Source organism: Candidatus Nitrospira salsa (assembly GCF_965152625.1).
This window is the reverse complement of sequence record NZ_CBCUCO010000002.1, coordinates 449298-468075: the sequence shown is the minus strand read 5'-3', so window position 1 is coordinate 468075 and position 18778 is coordinate 449298. Positions and strand designations below refer to the sequence as shown.

17 protein-coding genes are annotated in these 18778 nt (G+C 46.3%); 3 read left to right on the top strand and 14 right to left on the bottom strand.

Annotated features, from left to right (window positions below; genetic code table 11):
* Positions 1-7 precede the first annotated feature (7 nt).
* Complete coding sequence (locus ACWQXP_RS03960; protein WP_454061544.1) at positions 8-1231, top strand: hypothetical protein; 1224 nt, start codon at positions 8-10, stop codon at positions 1229-1231.
* A 368-nt stretch (positions 1232-1599) separates the two neighbouring features.
* Positions 1600-2871, top strand: a complete 1272-nt coding sequence (locus ACWQXP_RS03955) for a hemolysin family protein (protein WP_454061543.1) — start codon at positions 1600-1602, stop codon at positions 2869-2871.
* A 27-nt stretch (positions 2872-2898) separates the two neighbouring features.
* On the opposite strand, the gene ACWQXP_RS03950 is transcribed toward ACWQXP_RS03955, so the two are convergent.
* Both ACWQXP_RS03950 and ACWQXP_RS03945 read right to left on the bottom strand, forming a co-directional pair.
* Positions 2899-3879 carry a glycerophosphodiester phosphodiesterase gene (locus ACWQXP_RS03950; protein WP_454061542.1) on the bottom strand — a complete coding sequence of 327 codons (981 nt, stop codon included), beginning with the start codon at positions 3877-3879 and terminating at the stop codon, positions 2899-2901.
* Positions 3880-4033: 154 nt separating this feature from the next.
* A complete protein-coding gene (locus ACWQXP_RS03945; RefSeq protein WP_454061541.1) occupies positions 4034-4201 on the bottom strand; it encodes a hypothetical protein in 168 nt (55 codons plus the stop codon).
* Positions 4202-4454: 253 nt separating this feature from the next.
* Here ACWQXP_RS03945 and ylqF point away from each other — a divergent pair, with 253 nt between their 5' ends.
* Positions 4455-5297, top strand: coding sequence for a ribosome biogenesis GTPase YlqF (gene ylqF / locus ACWQXP_RS03940; RefSeq protein WP_454061540.1), 843 nt, complete (start codon positions 4455-4457; stop codon positions 5295-5297).
* Between the two features lie 9 nt (positions 5298-5306).
* Here the strand turns inward: ylqF and ACWQXP_RS03935 are convergent, their stop codons facing one another.
* From ACWQXP_RS03935 to ACWQXP_RS03880, 12 genes are all read right to left on the bottom strand, one after another.
* The gene (locus ACWQXP_RS03935) at positions 5307-5849 is read right to left on the bottom strand and encodes a YIP1 family protein (protein WP_454061539.1); all 543 of its coding nucleotides are present in this window, start codon (positions 5847-5849) and stop codon (positions 5307-5309) included.
* Between the two features lie 64 nt (positions 5850-5913).
* Positions 5914-6318: a hypothetical protein gene (locus tag ACWQXP_RS03930; RefSeq protein ID WP_454061538.1), complete on the bottom strand. Its 405-nt coding sequence runs from the start codon at positions 6316-6318 to the stop codon at positions 5914-5916.
* Between the two features lie 218 nt (positions 6319-6536).
* A complete protein-coding gene (locus ACWQXP_RS03925; RefSeq protein ID WP_454061537.1) occupies positions 6537-7883 on the bottom strand; it encodes a TolC family protein in 1347 nt (448 codons plus the stop codon).
* A 143-nt stretch (positions 7884-8026) separates the two neighbouring features.
* A complete protein-coding gene (locus ACWQXP_RS03920) occupies positions 8027-9334 on the bottom strand; it encodes an HlyD family type I secretion periplasmic adaptor subunit (RefSeq protein WP_454061536.1) in 1308 nt (435 codons plus the stop codon).
* On the bottom strand, positions 9331-11070 hold the full coding sequence (locus tag ACWQXP_RS03915; RefSeq protein WP_454061535.1) for a type I secretion system permease/ATPase: 1740 nt from the start codon (positions 11068-11070) through the stop codon (positions 9331-9333). Before ACWQXP_RS03915 ends, ACWQXP_RS03920 begins: the two co-directional genes overlap by 4 nt.
* Before the next feature lie 1008 nt (positions 11071-12078).
* Complete coding sequence (locus ACWQXP_RS03910; protein ID WP_454061534.1) at positions 12079-12546, bottom strand: hypothetical protein; 468 nt, start codon at positions 12544-12546, stop codon at positions 12079-12081.
* Positions 12547-12665: 119 nt separating this feature from the next.
* Entirely contained in the window at positions 12666-13133 is a 468-nt protein-coding gene (locus ACWQXP_RS03905; RefSeq protein ID WP_454061533.1) for a hypothetical protein, read from the bottom strand.
* 760 nt (positions 13134-13893) lie between these two features.
* Positions 13894-14517 carry an outer membrane protein gene (locus ACWQXP_RS03900; RefSeq protein WP_454061532.1) on the bottom strand — a complete coding sequence of 208 codons (624 nt, stop codon included), beginning with the start codon at positions 14515-14517 and terminating at the stop codon, positions 13894-13896.
* Between the two features lie 342 nt (positions 14518-14859).
* Complete coding sequence (locus tag ACWQXP_RS03895; RefSeq protein ID WP_454061531.1) at positions 14860-15264, bottom strand: response regulator; 405 nt, start codon at positions 15262-15264, stop codon at positions 14860-14862.
* Between the two features lie 509 nt (positions 15265-15773).
* Positions 15774-16136, bottom strand: coding sequence for a hypothetical protein (locus ACWQXP_RS03890; protein WP_454061530.1), 363 nt, complete (start codon positions 16134-16136; stop codon positions 15774-15776).
* A complete protein-coding gene (locus ACWQXP_RS03885; protein ID WP_454061529.1) occupies positions 16133-16861 on the bottom strand; it encodes a potassium channel family protein in 729 nt (242 codons plus the stop codon). Before ACWQXP_RS03885 ends, ACWQXP_RS03890 begins: the two co-directional genes overlap by 4 nt.
* Complete coding sequence (locus ACWQXP_RS03880; protein WP_454061528.1) at positions 16858-18324, bottom strand: TrkH family potassium uptake protein; 1467 nt, start codon at positions 18322-18324, stop codon at positions 16858-16860. Before ACWQXP_RS03880 ends, ACWQXP_RS03885 begins: the two co-directional genes overlap by 4 nt.
* Between the last annotated feature and the right edge of the window lie 454 nt (positions 18325-18778).

Here is an 18778-nt window from a genome sequence, read left to right as displayed (position 1 = left end):
TGCCACAATGACTCAAGACGAAGCGAGATCGTATTTACATTATTTATTGACGCTTAATCTTCGACGAGAAGAGGCCTTTGGACCACTTGCGCTCACATTTATTAAAGAGCAAGATTTGTCAGAACTTCGGCTGGAACCTGAAGAACAATTCAATCTGATCATGGCCACGGCTCAGGTGTTAGCCGCTGAACCCAAACGCTACCCTCTCAAGGTGGAGATGCTTCAGCGAGCCAGCAGACTTCTTCCGCAAACACGATATAACGATCCTGGGTTAGCCATGGAGTTGGAACACGACATTCAAAAAACTCAAGCTGACTTGAATATTTATACTGAAGCCATGAAAACGCCGAAGGCCCAAGGCCAACGCCAGCGTCTCATTGTAGAAACCGATGCTCCTCAGTATTTTCTTGATATCGCTCAGAAACGAGCTTCATCTTATTATCAACAAAAATATCGTCTTTCCAAAGAAGCCAAAACCGCTCAACATTTTGGAGGGGCACCGAAAAAGTTTGAGCCGGACAACCAAGCTGTTCAGACAGAGTTTCCAGGGGCTTGTGCGCCATTTATGTCTGTTCGGTCAAATGCGTTTCACATGATGTTGCCCTTCGACCTTAAAATCAGCCGTGACCCAAGCGATCCCTTAGAAGCAGGAGTCCGAATCTTCTATGCCAAAACGGGATATTCATTTCCCTTACGTTATGAGATGGGAAAACTGTGCAGTTATCATGATGGACAAGTTCTGGATATTGACTTACACGATCCACACCTTCTGTTCGTTTCAGTTTCACGCGTGAATGATCCAGAATTTCAATCTCATGCGAGATCAGAAGATCCAAACATTCCTCCAGAGTTTGCTTATCCTGTCTCAGTACTCGAACATACCGGCAGTCTTGGCCCGTTTATACAAATCGCATGCAACTTCAAAGTCTGGTTTGATGCGTCCGTCGTGTCATTATTGATACAAGGCGCACCAGATCTCCACGAATATGGGTTTCAGGGTGGAGCTGGTTTGATGACAAGAAGTTACGCCTCAGACAAGGTCGAGACGTATGCTGAATCATTTTCCCAGCCATGGCAGGAAGGCTTGAGCTTTAATTTTGTCAACCTACATTTGCAGTTGCCGCCTGGAGCACCTAGTGCGGTGATTCCTCACAGTACACCTATTTTTTCAGTTTTTCCGGTGCTGAATCGTCAATCCTATCGATTCGAAGATCGGGCACAACTCGATTAAGAAGTATGTAAAAATTAAAGTACAACATTAATTATAGATTTCCCATCAGATTCCGTCAGATACAGGTCTTTGACTACCTAAAAAAGCTCTTGATTTTTCTGATAACCTGGAATACGCTTTACAACAAATATGAGGCTAAAGACTTACATTTTTGTTTATTGCCTGCAACCTTAATCCTATGGTAGCGTAATATTTATCGATGGATGACGATGGCCCTAGATTTTATGCTCTGTCGAATGGACTGAGCATTCTTATTAATTCCACATCACTTTTCCTGGCTACTATTCCCCATATCACAAAATTTTCCAGAACGGTGGGTATATCCACCCAGCACCCGTCTGCCTTATTGATTCGTCCTTGATGAGATTATGGATATCCTTGCGGTTTTAGTCTGCCTTGGGCTTTCTGCATTTTTCTCCGGAGCTGAGATTGCCTTTTTCTCGATAACTGAGACACGTCTACATACTCTCGCCGAGAATGGGAAAAAATCGGCCAAATTAGCCCTTCGTTTACGCTCAAACCCTCAACGCCTTCTATCAACAATTCTCATTGGTAACAATCTGGTCAATATTTCAGCCACCACCCTTACGACATTAATTGCCCAGCGATTATTTGGCATAGAGGCCGTGGCTATTGCCACTGGGATATTGATTTTATTTGTCTTAATCTTCGGGGAAATTGTTCCAAAGTCACTCTGTCAAAAGCATGCGGAAACCGCCGTGCAAATCATGGCCTATCCAGTTTATTGGTTCGAAAAAGCCTTTGCTCCAGCCCTATTTCTTCTAGAACCCTTCATCATGAAAATGACGGGAGGACGCTCGCTCACGCTCCATTTTGCGACTGAAGAAGAACTCAAAATAATGCTCGATGCGGGAGATAAAGCTGGGGTGCTGGAAACTGAAGAAGTGAAGATGATCAAAAACGTCTTCGAGTTTACGGATCTCACGGCTGAAGATGTTATGACGCCACGCATCTATATGTTTGGTCTCGACGGCAATGAAACATTAGAAGAAGCGCGAGAAGAACTTTTTAAGTCAAAATTTTCTCGTATTCCTGTCTATGACGACGACCTCGATAATATCACAGGCATTTTATATCGAAGTCATGCATTGAAGGATCTCGCACAAAATCAGACGACGAGTCTGATTAAAGATATTGCAAAGCCAGCACTCTTTATTCCAGCAAGTAAACCCGCTGATGACCTCCTCAAACAATTCCAACAGGAAAAACGGCACATTGCCATTGTCGTTAATGAATTTGGCGGCGTCCTGGGGCTTGTGACCGCTGAAGACTTACTTGAAGAAGTCGTGGGTGAAATACTCGATGAAGGTGACCTGACCGAAGAACTGATTAAACGTACCGGCAAAAATCAGATTTTAGTGGACGGCCGAACCGAAGTACGAAAAATTAATGAGTTTCTGAAGGTTGAGCTGGATGAAGAACAAAACACTATTAGCGGGTTAATCTTAGATGAACTCGGTCATATTCCAGGCATTGGCGAACGCGTCTTCACCAATAACTGCCACCTGATCGTACGCGATGCCGACGAAAAATCCATCAAAAGCGTCCAGATCATCAAAGAAGAAGTTGTTCCAGAAGCCTCAGCCGAAGAGCCCTCCCCGGTCGGACCTCCTTCCTAGGCATTGCTAAACGCATTTCTCAGGAACTTAGGGGTCTCCTGCACACGACGGCAGAGGATCAGAGCAGGAAAAGGGCGGACGGCCTTTCCATTTGGGGACAACTGGAGAAATGCCCAGGGCCTGTGCGGCGTTCATGGCCGGTTCCGCATGATCAACTAAAACAAAATTGACTCCACGGTCAAACAAACCCCCCAGCTTTTGGCCGAGCGCTTCTTCTTCCTCTTCATCAATCCATGAGTAATTCACACGGACGTCTGCTTGCTTTAAACGGTCAATAATCTCACGACTCGGTTTGCCTCTAAACGACGTCAACTGAATAAACTCATCACACGAGGCAAGGGTGGTATCAACATACTGACTACGGAGAATTTTCCGACTCATATTGTTAATCCAGCCATTTTTCCCCACAACTTTTTCGACACGACGCACAGCAGGCGCCGCCTCATCACGCACTCCAAATATCACTTGTTCAAAGCGGTCTGCCTGAGCGACCGTCTCTGCAACAAGTCTGGCAATGAGAGGATTATTTTTCTTGATATCAAGATTAATCCAGATATTTTTGGGCATGATGGCAAGAACATCTTCAAGCATTGGGATACGTTGTTGACATACCTTCTCTCCCGTACATGGCGCAAGACGTAGGGCTTGGACATCCGTAAGCGTAGACTGAGATATTTTCAAGGTCCGACCATCTTGAGCCGACACACGATCGTCATGAGCCACAACAAGTTCAGCATCTGCTGTCGCCCGAACATCCAGTTCAATTTGGTGAACACCAAGGCAAATAGCCCGTTGAAACGCTCCGAGAGTGTTCTCTGGACAACCCAGCACACCTCCACGATGAGCAGAGAGACCCCGATCGGGAAGACCTGATAATGATGAGCGCGGCTGATCACAGGCAACAGGGATTTCGGTCGAAGCACATCCAAACCAGATCGTAGAACTCGTGAGCAGCACTCCAAGCCGAAACCACCTCATTTGCTGCCTAAGCTTTCCATGCAGATCCATATCACGCCTCCCGTTACGCTGCAGGGGGGGGTAGTGCTGCCCCCAAATTCATCTGGACGAATATTGAAACAGACTCGCCCACAGCCGATTAGATCAGAATGCAAACTTATGCTCCATCAAACAACCAGTCAGTATTCATCACATCTTTCGATTCTTACACTTCTTCTGCACCGTCAAGGCATAGGGTACATTCGTCCATCTTTGGTTCACCATGACGACTGCAAAAATGACGAGAGCACAGGGCGCAGACCATAAAACTCATCCGCACAAACCCCGCATCTCCACACACATAACAGTTCTTTTCTCGTTTTGCCTTTGGCATCTCTCTCTCCTTTATAATGGTCGTGTCCCCCAGACTTGCTCACTTATCAGCCAAAAGACTTGGACGCCAATAGTTGGCGTGGAAGCTGGAAAGGGCATGTATCTCGTAAAGACATGCAAAGCTGACGCTCATCGATCACAGGCTCGTCAGACTACAGCATGCTGCGACGATATAGCAAACAAGCTCCGGTTCATAGTATGGTTCACTAATGCCCCGATATTAATCGCACTTTTTGTATTTTTAATACGTCACCATGTCTATACAATGGTATCCAGGTCACATGACCGTCGCACGTCGAGAAACAGCGAAGACCATGGCAGCAAGCGATGTTGTCGTCGAAGTTCTGGATGCACGCATGCCAGAAGCCAGCAGCAATCCAATCATCACCGAATTACGACTGACTTGCCAACGTCCATGCTTAAAGGTACTGAACAAAGCTGATCTTGCTGACCCAACTGTCACACAATCCTGGCTGGAGCAGTTTAGCCAAGAGCCAGGAGTTGCGACGGTTGCCATTTCTTGCACGCACTCAGGTCAGGCGGCCAAGGTCCCAAAATTGTGTCAGCCGCTTGCTCCACATCGCAACAGCCCAACAAAACCCCTACGCATGTTCATTACAGGAATTCCCAATGTGGGGAAATCTACTCTGATGAACATGCTACTCAAACGCCGGCTCGCAAAGGTCGGCGATCAGCCAGCTGTGACCAAAGTTCAACAACGTCATGCGCTCAATCAAAGCATGACGATCATTGACTCGCCAGGACTGCTATGGCCGAAAATCGAAGACCCGAATGTGGGACTGCTGCTTGCCACTATCTACGCGATTAGCGCGAAGGTTGTCGTCGACGAAGAGATTGCCGAGTTCCTCGCAACGATTCTTCTTGCACGCTATCCAGCGTTACTCACCACTCGCTACGGGTTTGCCACAAAAGAACTAGAGGCTGCAGACGTGCTTGACGCCATCGCCCTCAAACGCGGGTGCTTGCGGAAAGGAAAGGGAGGCGAATTAGATAGAGAAAAAGCCTCGAGAATTCTCCTCAATGATTACCGTCAAGGCACATTGGGTCGAACCAGCCTCGAAACTCCATTCGTGTAAAAATCCACGTTAATTTTCCAGCACGGGTTCAGAACCATCACCAATCAACACAAGCAGCATGCCAACGACCACAGCCTGCACAATCCATCCAATCACACATACGCCAATCGCGCGATAGGTGCTCTGATAATCCAAGGCCTGACGAACAGCAATAACCATTGCCACCAACATCCATCCGCTCGCAATGAAATTCACCAGCGTACCCACGCCTGGTAGAATCGCCAGCACGCGAATACAGCCAGGGGCGCTTGAAAAGCCGACCGTCCGTAACAATTGGCCATGATCAGCCTGAGTTTGAGGTTCGGGTAACAGTTTTGTCCCAATGATATATGTTAAAAACGCCCAGACATACCATCCAAATAATGATCCAAGCGTACCAACCGCAAGCCCCATCAGACCACCTTGCTGCATAAACCCAATACCACCAGCCAAGCTGGAGAGGACCACGACACCCATGGCTTGGCCCATAGCCCTCTTGTCGGCTTCAACTTCTTCATAAAGATGCACGTCAAGCTTCGCGGCGCGCATCATCCGATCAACGAACGGAGTCATGATAATTTCTCTCCTTCAGTCCCAATCATTTTTTTTGAAGACCGCTTGAGTCAACGGTTCAGTGTCAGTATCCCCGTCCGCTGCCACCGCGCCCCATGCGGTCAAATGGGAGCGCCTCATACCGCTTTTTCAAGTCTGGGTTTGCACTGAGATACTCCTGTACGGCCACCTCATCTGCAAAGATCTCTGGACTGCGTTGACGATAGTCTTCCACCGTCAGGTCATGCGTAGCCAAGAGTGTACTGAGTTTCTCATTAATATCCGCACCGATTTCCTTCATCTTTTCAGGAGACGGCCGCTCCCCTCCTCCATAACTTTGCCCACCTGAAAAATAGCTCGTCATCATTTCGCCAATTTCAATTCGAGCCTTGACGAACTTCCCCACTTCATCTTGCTCCGCTCCTAGACCGGTTCCCACAAATAACAATACACCCAAACAGATTCCTAAACTCACGCGAGTCATAGTCATACGTTCCTCTTTAGTAAGTGATTAATTCATTTGATGAATCCTAGCGATTCTAGCATAACATCTCTGCAGAGTAGGGCACAGACCATATTCAATGAAAATTACACTTTTGACCATCAGGATAGAGAAAAATTCTCAGGTCAACCCAATTCCCGCATTACCCAACACATAACTGCAGAAAAATCGTTACACTGGGAAAATATTTTTATTGAGCGAAGGATCTAACGAATATCTTGTAAACGTCCTTGAGCGCGAGCGAGGTTTATTCGGGCGGCATTGAAATTAAACAAGCTTTCAATTCTATTATCGCGAGCCTTTGCGACGAAGGTCTGTGCATCGGTGACTTCAATATTCGTGGCGACACCGACGGCAAATCGTTTACGCGCCAATTTGACTTCCGTCAGAGCCAACGTCAAGCCTTCTTCCGCTTCTTGCACTTGTTGCTTGGCGGACCGCAAAGAAAGAATGGCGTCACGAACCTCCAGTGAGATTTGATAACGAATGTCCTGTGTCCGAATAATTTCTTGACGGATGCGGCTCCGATTTTCAGAAACCCGACCTTCCCGTTGTCCTCCATCAAAAATAGGAATGGTCATCATGAGTTGCACATTATTGTTCGTGAGCATATTGTTGAGTTTGTTTCCGATCAACCCGACATCTCCCGACGCTTGAAGCGATGGAACCCGTTCGCTTTGCACGGTGCTCAACGTGAGAGCCGCAAGTCGTTCCTTTTGTTTTTGCGCCTTGAGTTCGACACGATTGTTTTCGGCAATTATTAACGCCTGGTCTATAGATTGCTCAGGAACCGAGGCTATACGGAGACGATCAGTCAAGACGAGATCGACATCAAATGAAAGACCAATCGCGCGAATTAAATTAAGCGTGGCGCGATCACGTTCATTTTGTGCGACCAACCAACGTTGTCTGGCATCCTTAAATCGTACATGCGCCCGATTCACATCTAAACTCGTCGCCATACCAGCTGCTCGCCGCTTGGAGGTTAAACGAAGAAGTTCTCGACTGAGGGCCACGTCGGCTTCCCGCGCCTGTACGGCTTCTTGAGCCCGAAGTGTTTCTAAATAGACAAGTCCGACTGTCGCCATCGTATCGCGTTTGGTCACGTCCGCATCCATTCCCGCCACTTGAACACCAATTTTCGCGGCTCGCCACTTTTGAATGAGGCTTAGACTAAACACATTTTGTGTCAGCACGGCTCGAGTTTCATAGAGTCGATCAGGGTCAGCCACCACTGGATCCCGTCCAAACGAACCGAAAAAGAGTCTCCGGCGCGCACCACTCATACGCCCTGAAAGGTTTGGAAGGAGTTCGCCGAGTCGAGTATCAGCCACACTCTGTGCTTCCGTCGTCCGTTCTTTTGATAATCGCACCGTAGGGTTTTGCTCGACGGCGACCGCCATCGCGTCATGCAAACTCAGTCGTAAGATGGGAAGTTGGTCTGACACCTGCCGCTCATGCGATGTCGCCCAACACAGTTGACTTGCACTCATCACCATGCCAAAGACAATGAGGTAGAACCCTTTCAAGGGCATGCGTCGAGATCGCTTCACTCTCTCTTTGTCGGCAACTGAAAAGATTTCTTAAAACGACACGGGGAGGATAGACAGTAGGGGGGGCAGGAACTCAGGTTGATGACAAACAAACCACCACGACACCATTGAGACAATCAGCACAGTCACCCACGCCACTCACGTCATTCCTTGAAGGCGTAAACCAAATGATCTTCCAATGGCTTCACGAGATAGGAGAGAACCGTGCGTTCATTGGTTTGAATAAAAGCTTCGACGGGCATACCAGGCAGCAACGTCTTCCCATTTAGTTTCATTAACTCTTCTTCTTGAATAATCAATCGCGCATGATAGAAACTAGTGCCAGTGAATTCATCATGAGTCAAATCAGCAGAAATGTTTGATATCTTTGCGTATAATTCCGGAGTGGTCCGTTGATGAAAACCAGGAAACCGGACGAGAGCTGTCTGTCCCCCGATCACTTGATCAACATCGGTCGTCTTCAATTTTGCCTCAACGATTAAGTTATCTTCACGAGGAACAATGAGCATCAACGTCTCCCCTGCACTCACAACTCCCCCGACTGTATGCACCTGCATCTGATGAATATATCCGGTTCGTGGCGCACGTATTTCTACACGCTGAAGTTTGTCAAGCGCCGCAACTTTTTCCTCTTGCAGCTGAGAAATTCTAGCACGCACATTCTGTAAATCTTCCAAGATTTTCGAACGAGACTCTTCTTCCAGTTGAAGAATTTGAAGCCGCCGTTCACTCACCGTCTCATGAGCCTGAGCAATTTGCGCAATAAGTTCGCCTCGATCTCCGGATAGTTCGGCACGATCACGCTTGAGAGCGGTAACGTCAGAAGCCGTGACTAAGCCTTCAGGAAGAAGAGGTTCAAGCACAATCAATCGCTCATCAATTAATTGGATATTTTCAGATTTGGCATTTCGTTGAACTTTAAACCCCTCGATCTGTTCTTCGAGTTGAGAAATTTGCTCCTGCAGTTGTCCTTTACGCCCACGCAAAGCCGAGTGTCTTGCCATTTTTAAGGCACGTTGATCTGATAAGCTACTGGCAATGGAAGAATCATGTTCAGCCTGAATACGCAAATCTTGCGAGTAGGTCAACACATCAACCTCATCTCGTTCGGCCACTAATCGCGCATCCTGTGCCATGAGTTCCCCTAATTCACCGATAATCATGTCCAAATTGGCTCTCACCACCGTATCATCTAAATACACCAATAAATCTCCGGCTTTCACCACATCTCCATCTTGAACATGGATAGCCTTGACAATACCGCCCTCCTGATGTTGAACTCGCTTTGCATTACTCTCCACGACAATCACCCCCGAGGCAATCACCGCGCCGTTAATCTCGTGAATCATCGCCCAACTTCCCACTCCACCGACTAGCAGAAAAATCAATAACACGCTAACGATCAGGTGTCGATTGAGACTGTTCGCAATCTGTTGTTCCGTGTGTTTCATGAAGTCACCGCCGTTAGCATATTGTCAGAATCACGAGCTGAGCGAGTAACTTGAGCGAGAACTTCTGCCTTCGGACCAAAAGCCCCTTGTCGCCCCTCTTTGAGATATAATAGTTGTTCAACTGGTTCGATTGCGCTTGGGCGATGAGCAACCACGATGACGATACTGCCACGAGTCCGCATGGTGCGTATGGCTTCACGAAGCGCCAGATCTCCTGCATGATCTAAGTTTGAATTCGGTTCATCAAGCACAATCAAAAACGGCTCGCCATACAAGGCACGAGCAAGGCCAATACGTTGACACAGACCGGCCGACAGCCGCCCTCCAGCCTCACCAATCACGGTATCGTACCCACACGGCAATGACGTAATAATGTCATGAACATCAGCCAAGCGGGCCGCTGCAATGATGGCATCGGAGGTCGCATCAGGATCAAATCTACCAATATTTTCTGCGACAGTTCCGTCAAACAATTCAACATCTTGAGGCAAATATCCGATGGATCTTCCGAGCGTCGTCCGATCCCATTGATCGTAGTCCGCCCCATCGAGTCGAACACTGCCTTTGACTGCCGACCACACACCTACCAGTGCGCGCACAATACTCGTTTTTCCGGACCCTGACGGCCCGATTACGCCAAGTCCGTCTCCTGCCTTCAGCTGAAAATGAATCCCTTGAACTAATAGAGTACGTTCTCCTGGTGCAGCAAGGGTTAATTGCTGAACATCCAACGATTGCGTTGGGGAAGGGAGCGCGGTCTTTGGGGCTGTCGTGTGACTAATTCGAAGAGACTCTGCGAGATGTTTCGCTCCCTGTCGAGCAGTCAAAAATCCACGCCAATGTGCGACGGCCTGCTCAACCGGTGCCAACGCCCGTGACGTCATAATTGAGGCCGCAATCATCACACCGGGAGAGATGTTTTGACGAATCGCCAGCCAAGCACCCAAGGCCAAGACCGCCGATTGCAACATAAAACGAAACGCTTTGATGGTTGTGCTGAAAAATGTCGAATAATCAATCGCAACACCTTGGACTCGAAGATACTCAGCATTATCCTTTTCCCATCGCTGTGTAAAAGCGTTCAACATACCCATCGCGGTCAACACTTCGGCATTTCGCCGCGCTGCCCCAACCATAGCCGTGCGTCGCGCCACACACTCGGCAACGACCTTTGTTGGGTTGCGTGCCAGAACTTCATTAAAAGCAATCAAAATCGAAATGATCAGTGCGCCTGCTAAAGCCAACCAACCAAGATACGCATGAAAAAGAAAGATAATTCCCAAGTAGACAGGAATCCAAGGCATATCGAACAAGGCTGAAGGCCCGGGGCTCGACAAAAATTGACGCACGGAGTCCAAATCCCTGACGGCATCACGACCTTGGACTTGTTCACCAAAACGCAAAGACAGCGTCACATTAGCTGCCAAGCTATTGGCAGATAGACGTTCATCAACCCAGGCAGCAATCCGTGCGAGACAACGCAATCGCAAGCCTTCTAGTAAACCAAAAAAGACGTAAAGCCCCCCTACTAATCCCGATAAGACGACGAGCGTAGGAACACTCCCGCTGGTCAGCACTCGATCATAGATTTGCAACATGAACAAGGGGCCGGTCAGCATTAAAATATTGATCACGAAGCTGATGAGCCCCACAACCACCAATGCCGTTTTGCGAAGTGAAAGTGCCTCGGCTAACGGAGAAGCAAGTGGATATTTGGATGGAGAAGTCTTCATCATTCAATTCATGTCAATGACAAACTCTTGATATGGCTTAACCCTTTACCATCCTCAGTGTAATTGGATTCTTAACATTGGTAATAAACGACGAGAAAACTATACATAAGGTCTTTACTATACGGACAAGTTATCTTCTGTATTTCAGGGCATCATCACTAATCTTTACCTTGGATCACCATTCCCCATTCGAATGGTCTTTGGACACAGGGAAAAGCAGTAATTTCATCATATCCGCAGGACGCAACAAGAACGGGATGAAATAGCCCCTATCGAAAACGTAACCTTAGACACGACTTACTAAACAACGTTGCCATAAATCTTTATCGTGAAAGTAATTTCCTGACGCGACGACAGCCGAGTGAGAATCAAGCACATACAAAGCATGAAATTTCAGCCGCCTACGTGGATGATAAGAGAGGGTACCTATAACCATCTTCACCTGAGGCTTAGTGATCGTCACAATGTGTTGGCGTTGAAAAAATATTTGCATACCAAATAAATAGGTATTCTCGAGAAAGATAAAACACTTGAATATGAAGGGTTACGTCAGAATACCTATCATGGATCATTTTCAATAGTTCTTTTGTGGTATATCCGATCGCGCCATGACCTGAGCACCATAAGCAAATACGAGGTAATTCCCCTGCTTATAGGAGTGTGCTTATCATGGAATCGTTTGATCTTGCCCTCACCATTGCTTCATGTCTCGTTTTTGGCTGGATTTGGAAAACCACCGTTCAACACTCAAGATAATACGAACGTGATATTTTCTGATTGCGTAAAAACCAAATCTAATCCAACGGAGAATTCACTCCCTATCTTTGTTCATAATTCTTGACCGTAAATTTCATTAGAACTCTATGAATATCAAAATATGAGATAAATAGGATTTGGTGTATTCATTCACGGTAACGGGATGAATACTGAAAACGATACAACTGAAGTGGATGCTTGGTGAATAGTACGCGATGTGGATTGAGAATCAAAAGAGATGAAAAAAGCAGATACTCACAGAATCCGATCGTTCACTAACCGAAATTGGTCAAGGAGCCATTGGCCTTGAGCATTTTTGATCAGCCGATATTCTTCTCGACGATTGTGTTTCCCCCAAATGCTGGTGCTTGTGGCGTTAAAGATCACTAGTGCGGTGTCTCCCTTGGTCCACCCTGATTGAACCTGACCCGTCTGATAGCGGAACCGCAACTGCGACCAAAGGCCACGTACATCTTCCACCCAATCATCTGGTGCACGACCATCACGAAAGTGTTTTGTCGTAAGAGCAACAGCTAAGGTTGGAGCATGTGGAAAGGTTTTTGCCCACCCTTTCACAACCTCACCTGGCACAACAACCTCTTGAAAATCTTGACGATCAGGTGAATTTCTATATACGGCCCAGAACAGGTAGACCCCCATCGCGAGAGTCAGAACTATACAAACAATCAGCTGAGCGAGTGGGCTATGTCGGAGTGAATTCACAATTCTGGCAGTGCATAGATGAGGTTACAGCACAACTTCTGACACCAAGATTACTATTACATGGAGAAAGGGTGTAACGCTATTACTCAAAAGGAGGGATAGGGAAGGAATGGTCTGTCTTACTCGTGTAACTGTTCGATGAAAATTTTAAGCGCTTGTACCTCGGCTTCAAGTTCGGAAATTTTAAACAAGAGATCCCGTTGGTTCGCCATCGTTGCCTTCAACACACATTCCTTAGCAACTAACTGATTTTTCTTCTGATAATCAACTGTAGCTATCTCCAGTCGATATTCGGCATCCAGTTGAGCTTGAACCTGAAGCGGCACATCTGATTGTGCATGCGCACAACGTTGAGCTCGACTTCCCGAAAAAATTGCGCCAGGACGACACTCCACTAGCTGTGCGTAGGCAAGTCTCGTCTTTCCTTGAGCGATCTGAAGCGCTCGTTGATGCTCGACAAGAACTTGCTCGGCTTTCCAGGCTTTTTCCTTCACAGCTTCGCATGTAGCGGTTAAAGGTTCAGCAAGGGCAACATTCCACACCACCCCGCAAACAAAAATCGTGACGACATATATCATTACCTTCAAGGAGACTATTCCTCTAAGCAAAATCATTGGGTAGAATCAAATGGGCTTATCATTAGATTGACTCTGCTAAACCATAACCTTTTGCTCAGTTTTTATACCTACTTCGTCCATAACAATAGATAATTCAATAAAGCAGGCTCGTATCATTTCCATACTTAATTGTAAATTTAATTGTTCCGACTTCTGATCTTAGCACTTTTCTCTTCTTCGCAACAATAAATACATTTCGACAGGTATCCAGTAATGGTGGAACTCTTTTTTTCTCCCATGGCTTTCTTCTCGAATTCATTTCTCACTTATCAAATTTTTGTTCATTTACCTTGAAGAAACTCGATCACAAAGCTCCACGACCTTTACCTATTAAGTCTGTACATCCACCCTCCCTAAGTTTTAACAGTCGCAACTTAGACAGGCACATGGCCCTGCGTCTTGACGTTAACCAGCATACTGACGGATTCAGTCGTCACCCACTTGGCTTCCGGTAGTCAAGCTGATCGGGCAGGACTTGTTCGAGTAAACATCATCAACCTATTAACAAGAAACCCATTCATTCGCTTGACGATTATCAGGGGAAATTTTCAAACACTCCGAGTAATGCCATTGCCCTCGTGCTCATACACCGTAACGGCACACCATTGTTTCTCTCTGTAAAAGTTTGATGATCGTAAAAAAACGCAAAGAGAGCCACTCGAGTTGATCTCAATCGAGTGGCTCTCTTTATCCTTACGACACATTATCGGCGTCTTAACCTGAGACAAGCTTAGAAATGTAAGTTCAGTCCAATCGTCACCATATGTCCATCGTCTTCAAAGTCTTTGTTTGAGAAATTGACATCTTGAGCCTTCACATCTTCCACCCAGACATAACGGTAGGTTCCATCAACGGACCAACGTTCATTGAGCATAAGTTGAACACCGCCCCCTGCATGTAAACCAAAGCGATGATCCGTATCATCGTCCGTCGGACTGTCCACATCAGTGTAATACCAACCTGCACCACCTAAGACGAATGGGCTGAATCGTTTACCTGGGAGTAAATAGAATAGTGCTGATGCTTGAACAGGAATGGTCACGACATCGTTGTTCCCGAAGTCGTTATCTCGGTAGTCAACTAACCCTTCAATGGCGAGCGTGGGAAGAATATGTGCGCGCACATGTGCACCGCCGTACCATTCATCACCAGCGTCTAACGGGTCATAATATGTGGCATGACCACCAATTGACAGAAAACCTTTGTCGACGTCATCTAACAACCAAGCTGCTGCAGGCTGAGGGAACGAAAAAAGCACAACAGCCATCGTCACAACAGGCAAAACCTTAGACAGCAATATGGAAGACTCCCCCCTCCATCCTTTTGAACGACTGCGGATTGCGTCACACATCATAGCACTCTCCTTGTAATAATAGTTATGAAATTGTGAATGATGAATATCGAGTCACTGATATTCACTGATTGCACCGTAGGAACGTCACGTCAATAATCTTGCCCCCACATTCCTTCTCGCAAAGCCATGGAGGACAAACACCCAGAGAGCCAACTAAAGAGTGATGTTCCAAAACGACACTCAGAGTCTTTTTCATAACATAGAGCTTATGGACCATCTAGTAGACAAATTCACTTGTCCCATTGCCATGTTGTATCATGTTAAATCTGATTTTTATCGTTATTGAAGAAATGGAAGAGAGCGAATGATTACATGCACGTATAATTTTGCATGTAAGAAAATCTAGGAACATGGACAAGGCTTACCCTCCAACGTCTGCTTAACTGATAAAAGCAATTCTTCTCGATCGTAGGGTTTTTGAAGTACCGTGTATGCACCAGCTTCCATAGCCTGATCATAGACAGACCGATCTAGCGAACCCGAAATCATGATCATCGGTACCTGATCACCACATGTACCTGTCGATATTTCCTTCATAAGCGCCAAACCATTCATGAGAGGCATGTGATAATCCGTGATGATCAAATCAAAATCATGCTCATTGAGCAGATTCAAAGCCATGTGTCCGTGTTCCGCTTCCTGACACTTATACCCTTGAAACTCCAAAAGCATAAAAAGGGAAAGCCGAATATCAGGATCGTCTTCCACGATGAGAATATGAGGCGAAGCTTCATGAAATCTTTTCATAGTTATAACTTCCTTTTCTATTTTAACCTTCGACAGATTTGAATGATTCCGACCAGCTTATCTCTACTATAAGGTTGAAAAACCAGGAATCTAGTAGACATCCTTTCGTAAACATATGTGAAAATGTCCGACCCAGGAAATCGAGTCACTGAATCTTGTGATAACTATGGATCGGGAAGACTACGTTTGGCTTGCAGATGTCTGTATCATCAATAGATGATTATCTAAGATGCATTCTTTTCAACCACTGCGGGCATAGTGCAGGCGAGCTGAGAGTCTTCAACCCCAAACAAGATAAACTTTATTCAACCCAGTCAAATGAGCAACGGGAGGTAAAACAAGCGATAGCATCTAGAGGGGTAAGAGAGGTGAGATGTCGGAGTTTCTAAATTCGCTGATTAGTCAAAAAATCACTTAAATATTAAAACGTGTTGTCATGACCACATAACTGAATGAAGGTGCGGTATCGGTTCTTCATCACATATGACCAGCATGCTGAGATACTGTCTTCACATACCGATATAGCTCTTTAACCAATCCCATTCAAATTTCTCTGGGTGTTCGACATAATCATGAGGATTATCGACAACATGTTGAAGGTACGTATCTTTGAGTTTCCACACGAGTTCGGATTTTTCTTGTTTATGCGAGACCACATCAAATGTTCCAGCGTTCAAGCGAATGGTATAATAAGCAACTGAACTAGATTCGTTCTCGCTATACACTTCCACACCAATAATCTTGTTTCCTAATATTTTTTCCCCAAGTTCTAGCATTTGCTTGTACACAATCGTTTCTTTGTGCTTTGTAAGCGCGACATTAAACGTATTAATAAATTGCAGAAACAATGACTTCGTGTCTTCTTGGGTCATGGGGTATTCTCCTCATTCGACATAGGTGAATTCGTTTCTCCTTTTTTCTTTTTTGAACCTATAGAATGCTCTTTTGTCTGTTTCGGTACCCATCGATCCTTTAAGGTCTGTAAATGTTTGCTATGGGTAAGAATGATGACTTCATCCCCTACCTTCAGTGTCATTTCATCGTCTGCAAAGTTGAAGCGACCATCTCGATAATAGCAGATCACGCGACTTTCTTCAGGGATCTTAAGATCTACCACAGTAGTCGCATCCTCGTTCTTCACAATAAATGTAAAAAATCTTGCTTCGTCCTTTAGTACGGTAGAAAGTTCGACTGCATCAAGACCTCGAACCATATTTTGAAGAAGCCGACTTGTTGTGCGGACCGGCACGATAGTTTCTTCCAGTCCAAGCTCACGACAAATCTCTTCAAAATCAGGGTCTTCAATTGCGGTCACGACCCGCGCAAAACCCAATGAACGACCAACGAGACTTGCGATCAAATTGGCCTGATCATTATCACTAAGACAAAACAGCATATCAGTCTGTTCGGGACCAACTTCGAGAAGAATGGATGGCGTTCCACCGTCACCATGGAGAAAACTACAGTCTAATTCCTCAGAGAGCCGATCAATTTTTTCTCGGTTGGACTCGATAATGATCACTTCATGATGTTGCTGAATGAGCGACTTCGCCGTCATCACCGTTACTTCGCCAGCCCCGACAAATGCAATTCTCATCGTTCCTCCGATCTTCGGCCAATCCATGTTCCCGGAAAGAAGAGGACTAACCACGCTAAAATTTCAAGTCTTCCCAAGAGCATATCTGCACAGAGGATGGCTTTGAGCACTTCTGGTAAATCCGCGCTCGTGATGCCAACAGAGAGCCCAGCTGTGCCGGTAGCGGAAACCACTTCGAACAATGCATCCAAGGGATCGTATCCCATCATCACAAACGGAAACCAGGAGAAGAGGATCACCACGCCGAAAAGAACGATGAGGATTAAGGCTTCTCGAATCTGGCTGTTAGATAATCGTTCGCCGTGAATCCGAGGTTCGAGCACCGTATGGCGTGGCACACAGATTCGTAAAATGACAATCTGGAGAAGACGAAGAAAAATTAAGAGGCGTAGGATTTTGAACCCTCCAGCCGTTGACCCAGTTCCACCTCCGATCATCATAGCCATAATAAGTGTGAGCTTAGAACCAGGATCGTAGTCTGAGAGATTGTGAATCGCAAAACCTGCTGTTGATTGAGCTGAGAAGGCCATCAGCGGGGCGGAGCGTAGAGAGTCAGAGAACGAGAGAATATTGGATTGCCACAGGCACCAACCCAAGAGAAGTGAGACAAGCATTCCACTAATCAAGAATGCCCGGAGTTGAACAATCTGCATAGTCGGCGGACGTTTTCTTTGGCTCATCACATGATAAAACGCAAGGGGAACGGCTCCCAGTACACAACTCCCAATGACCCAAGCTTGAGCCGTCCATGAATGGAGTCCAGCGAGGCTCCCGTCGTGTGGAGCAAAGCCACCTGTAGAGACCGCAGCAAAGGTGTAGAGCATTGACGAAAAGGGGTCGACTCCTAGTAGCCAAAGCCCGATAATTCCAAAACCGGTCAATCCACCATATACGATCAACACGCGCTTGGTATGCTTCTTCGTTCCACCAACAAGGTCTTCTTGATCAGCTTCACTGGCCGATAGGCCTTTGGCGACTAATCCAGGCTCAGCGACGAGCGCCAACGAGAGGACAACGATTCCTAACCCCCCATACCACTGCATCCACGAACGAGCGAATAGAAAGGTTGAGGGTGTCCCCTCTAACGTCGAGAGTGTACTCAGCCCAGTTGTGGTCCCTCCGGAAATGGCTTCAAACAGCGCATCCTGAAAACTTAAACCTGACGCCATCATTGGGTAAGACATGACAAGCGGTGTGAATAAAAACATCATGGACACCAAGACCATGCCTTCATTCATCTGGACGCGAACTGGAATAGTCAAACGACTGAGAAACCCGCCCAATCCTACTAAACTCACAATAACCAAGATATATCTCACGCTGCTCTCAGTGTCTTGAAACACTAGGGAAACACTGAATGGCACAAGCGTCAGCACAGCCAAGACCAGACATAGTTGCCCAAAATATTTAAGTATTACACGGATACGAACAGCATGGCGTAACGCCGCGGCCTGCTTGATCATAGATTCCACTTCTCCATCTGTCTCTCGTGCATCCTCCTTGCTGACAGTACTTTAGGAAGTCCACAACTCCTTCGTCCTTTTGTTTGCCTCAACTTGTTTGCCTCAACGCGTCTGATTGACATTTTCAAGCTCCTGAAAAACCAATCCACAACCATAGCTAACTAGTACAGCATTTTTGAGCAATATCAAAACATGCCCATGCCCAGTCGAACTAGATCGTTTGATACTTATTTTTATTCGTCTTGAGGTAAATTCTGACCTTGGAAAGACTGATCGAATTTGAAAGCTGAAAAGATTTTTGGATGACCTGGGATGTCGCAGGACAATGGGGAGCAATCCGAATGACGAGAGTCGAAAGAGATACCACGACCAGAAGAAACAAAAATTATTATTTACGAGAGTTGGTTGAACCCGCGTGTGAAAATGATACAGAATCGTCAGGTGCGGCACCTTC

Coding starts and splice junctions, on each gene's coding strand:
- ACWQXP_RS03945 (WP_454061541.1), bottom strand. CDS start 4,201: ATGCCAAAGGCAAAACGAGAAAAGAACTGTTATGTGTGTGGAGATGCG.
- ylqF (WP_454061540.1), top strand. CDS start 4,455: ATGTCTATACAATGGTATCCAGGTCACATGACCGTCGCACGTCGAGAA.
- ACWQXP_RS03950 (WP_454061542.1), bottom strand. CDS start 3,879: ATGGATCTGCATGGAAAGCTTAGGCAGCAAATGAGGTGGTTTCGGCTT.
- ACWQXP_RS03890 (WP_454061530.1), bottom strand. CDS start 16,136: ATGACCCAAGAAGACACGAAGTCATTGTTTCTGCAATTTATTAATACG.
- ACWQXP_RS03880 (WP_454061528.1), bottom strand. CDS start 18,324: ATGATCAAGCAGGCCGCGGCGTTACGCCATGCTGTTCGTATCCGTGTA.
- ACWQXP_RS03935 (WP_454061539.1), bottom strand. CDS start 5,849: ATGACTCCGTTCGTTGATCGGATGATGCGCGCCGCGAAGCTTGACGTG.
- ACWQXP_RS03885 (WP_454061529.1), bottom strand. CDS start 16,861: ATGAGAATTGCATTTGTCGGGGCTGGCGAAGTAACGGTGATGACGGCG.
- ACWQXP_RS03900 (WP_454061532.1), bottom strand. CDS start 14,517: ATGATGTGTGACGCAATCCGCAGTCGTTCAAAAGGATGGAGGGGGGAG.
- ACWQXP_RS03920 (WP_454061536.1), bottom strand. CDS start 9,334: ATGAAACACACGGAACAACAGATTGCGAACAGTCTCAATCGACACCTG.
- ACWQXP_RS03895 (WP_454061531.1), bottom strand. CDS start 15,264: ATGAAAAGATTTCATGAAGCTTCGCCTCATATTCTCATCGTGGAAGAC.
- ACWQXP_RS03930 (WP_454061538.1), bottom strand. CDS start 6,318: ATGACTATGACTCGCGTGAGTTTAGGAATCTGTTTGGGTGTATTGTTA.
- ACWQXP_RS03955 (WP_454061543.1), top strand. CDS start 1,600: ATGGATATCCTTGCGGTTTTAGTCTGCCTTGGGCTTTCTGCATTTTTC.
- ACWQXP_RS03960 (WP_454061544.1), top strand. CDS start 8: ATGACTCAAGACGAAGCGAGATCGTATTTACATTATTTATTGACGCTT.
- ACWQXP_RS03915 (WP_454061535.1), bottom strand. CDS start 11,070: ATGATGAAGACTTCTCCATCCAAATATCCACTTGCTTCTCCGTTAGCC.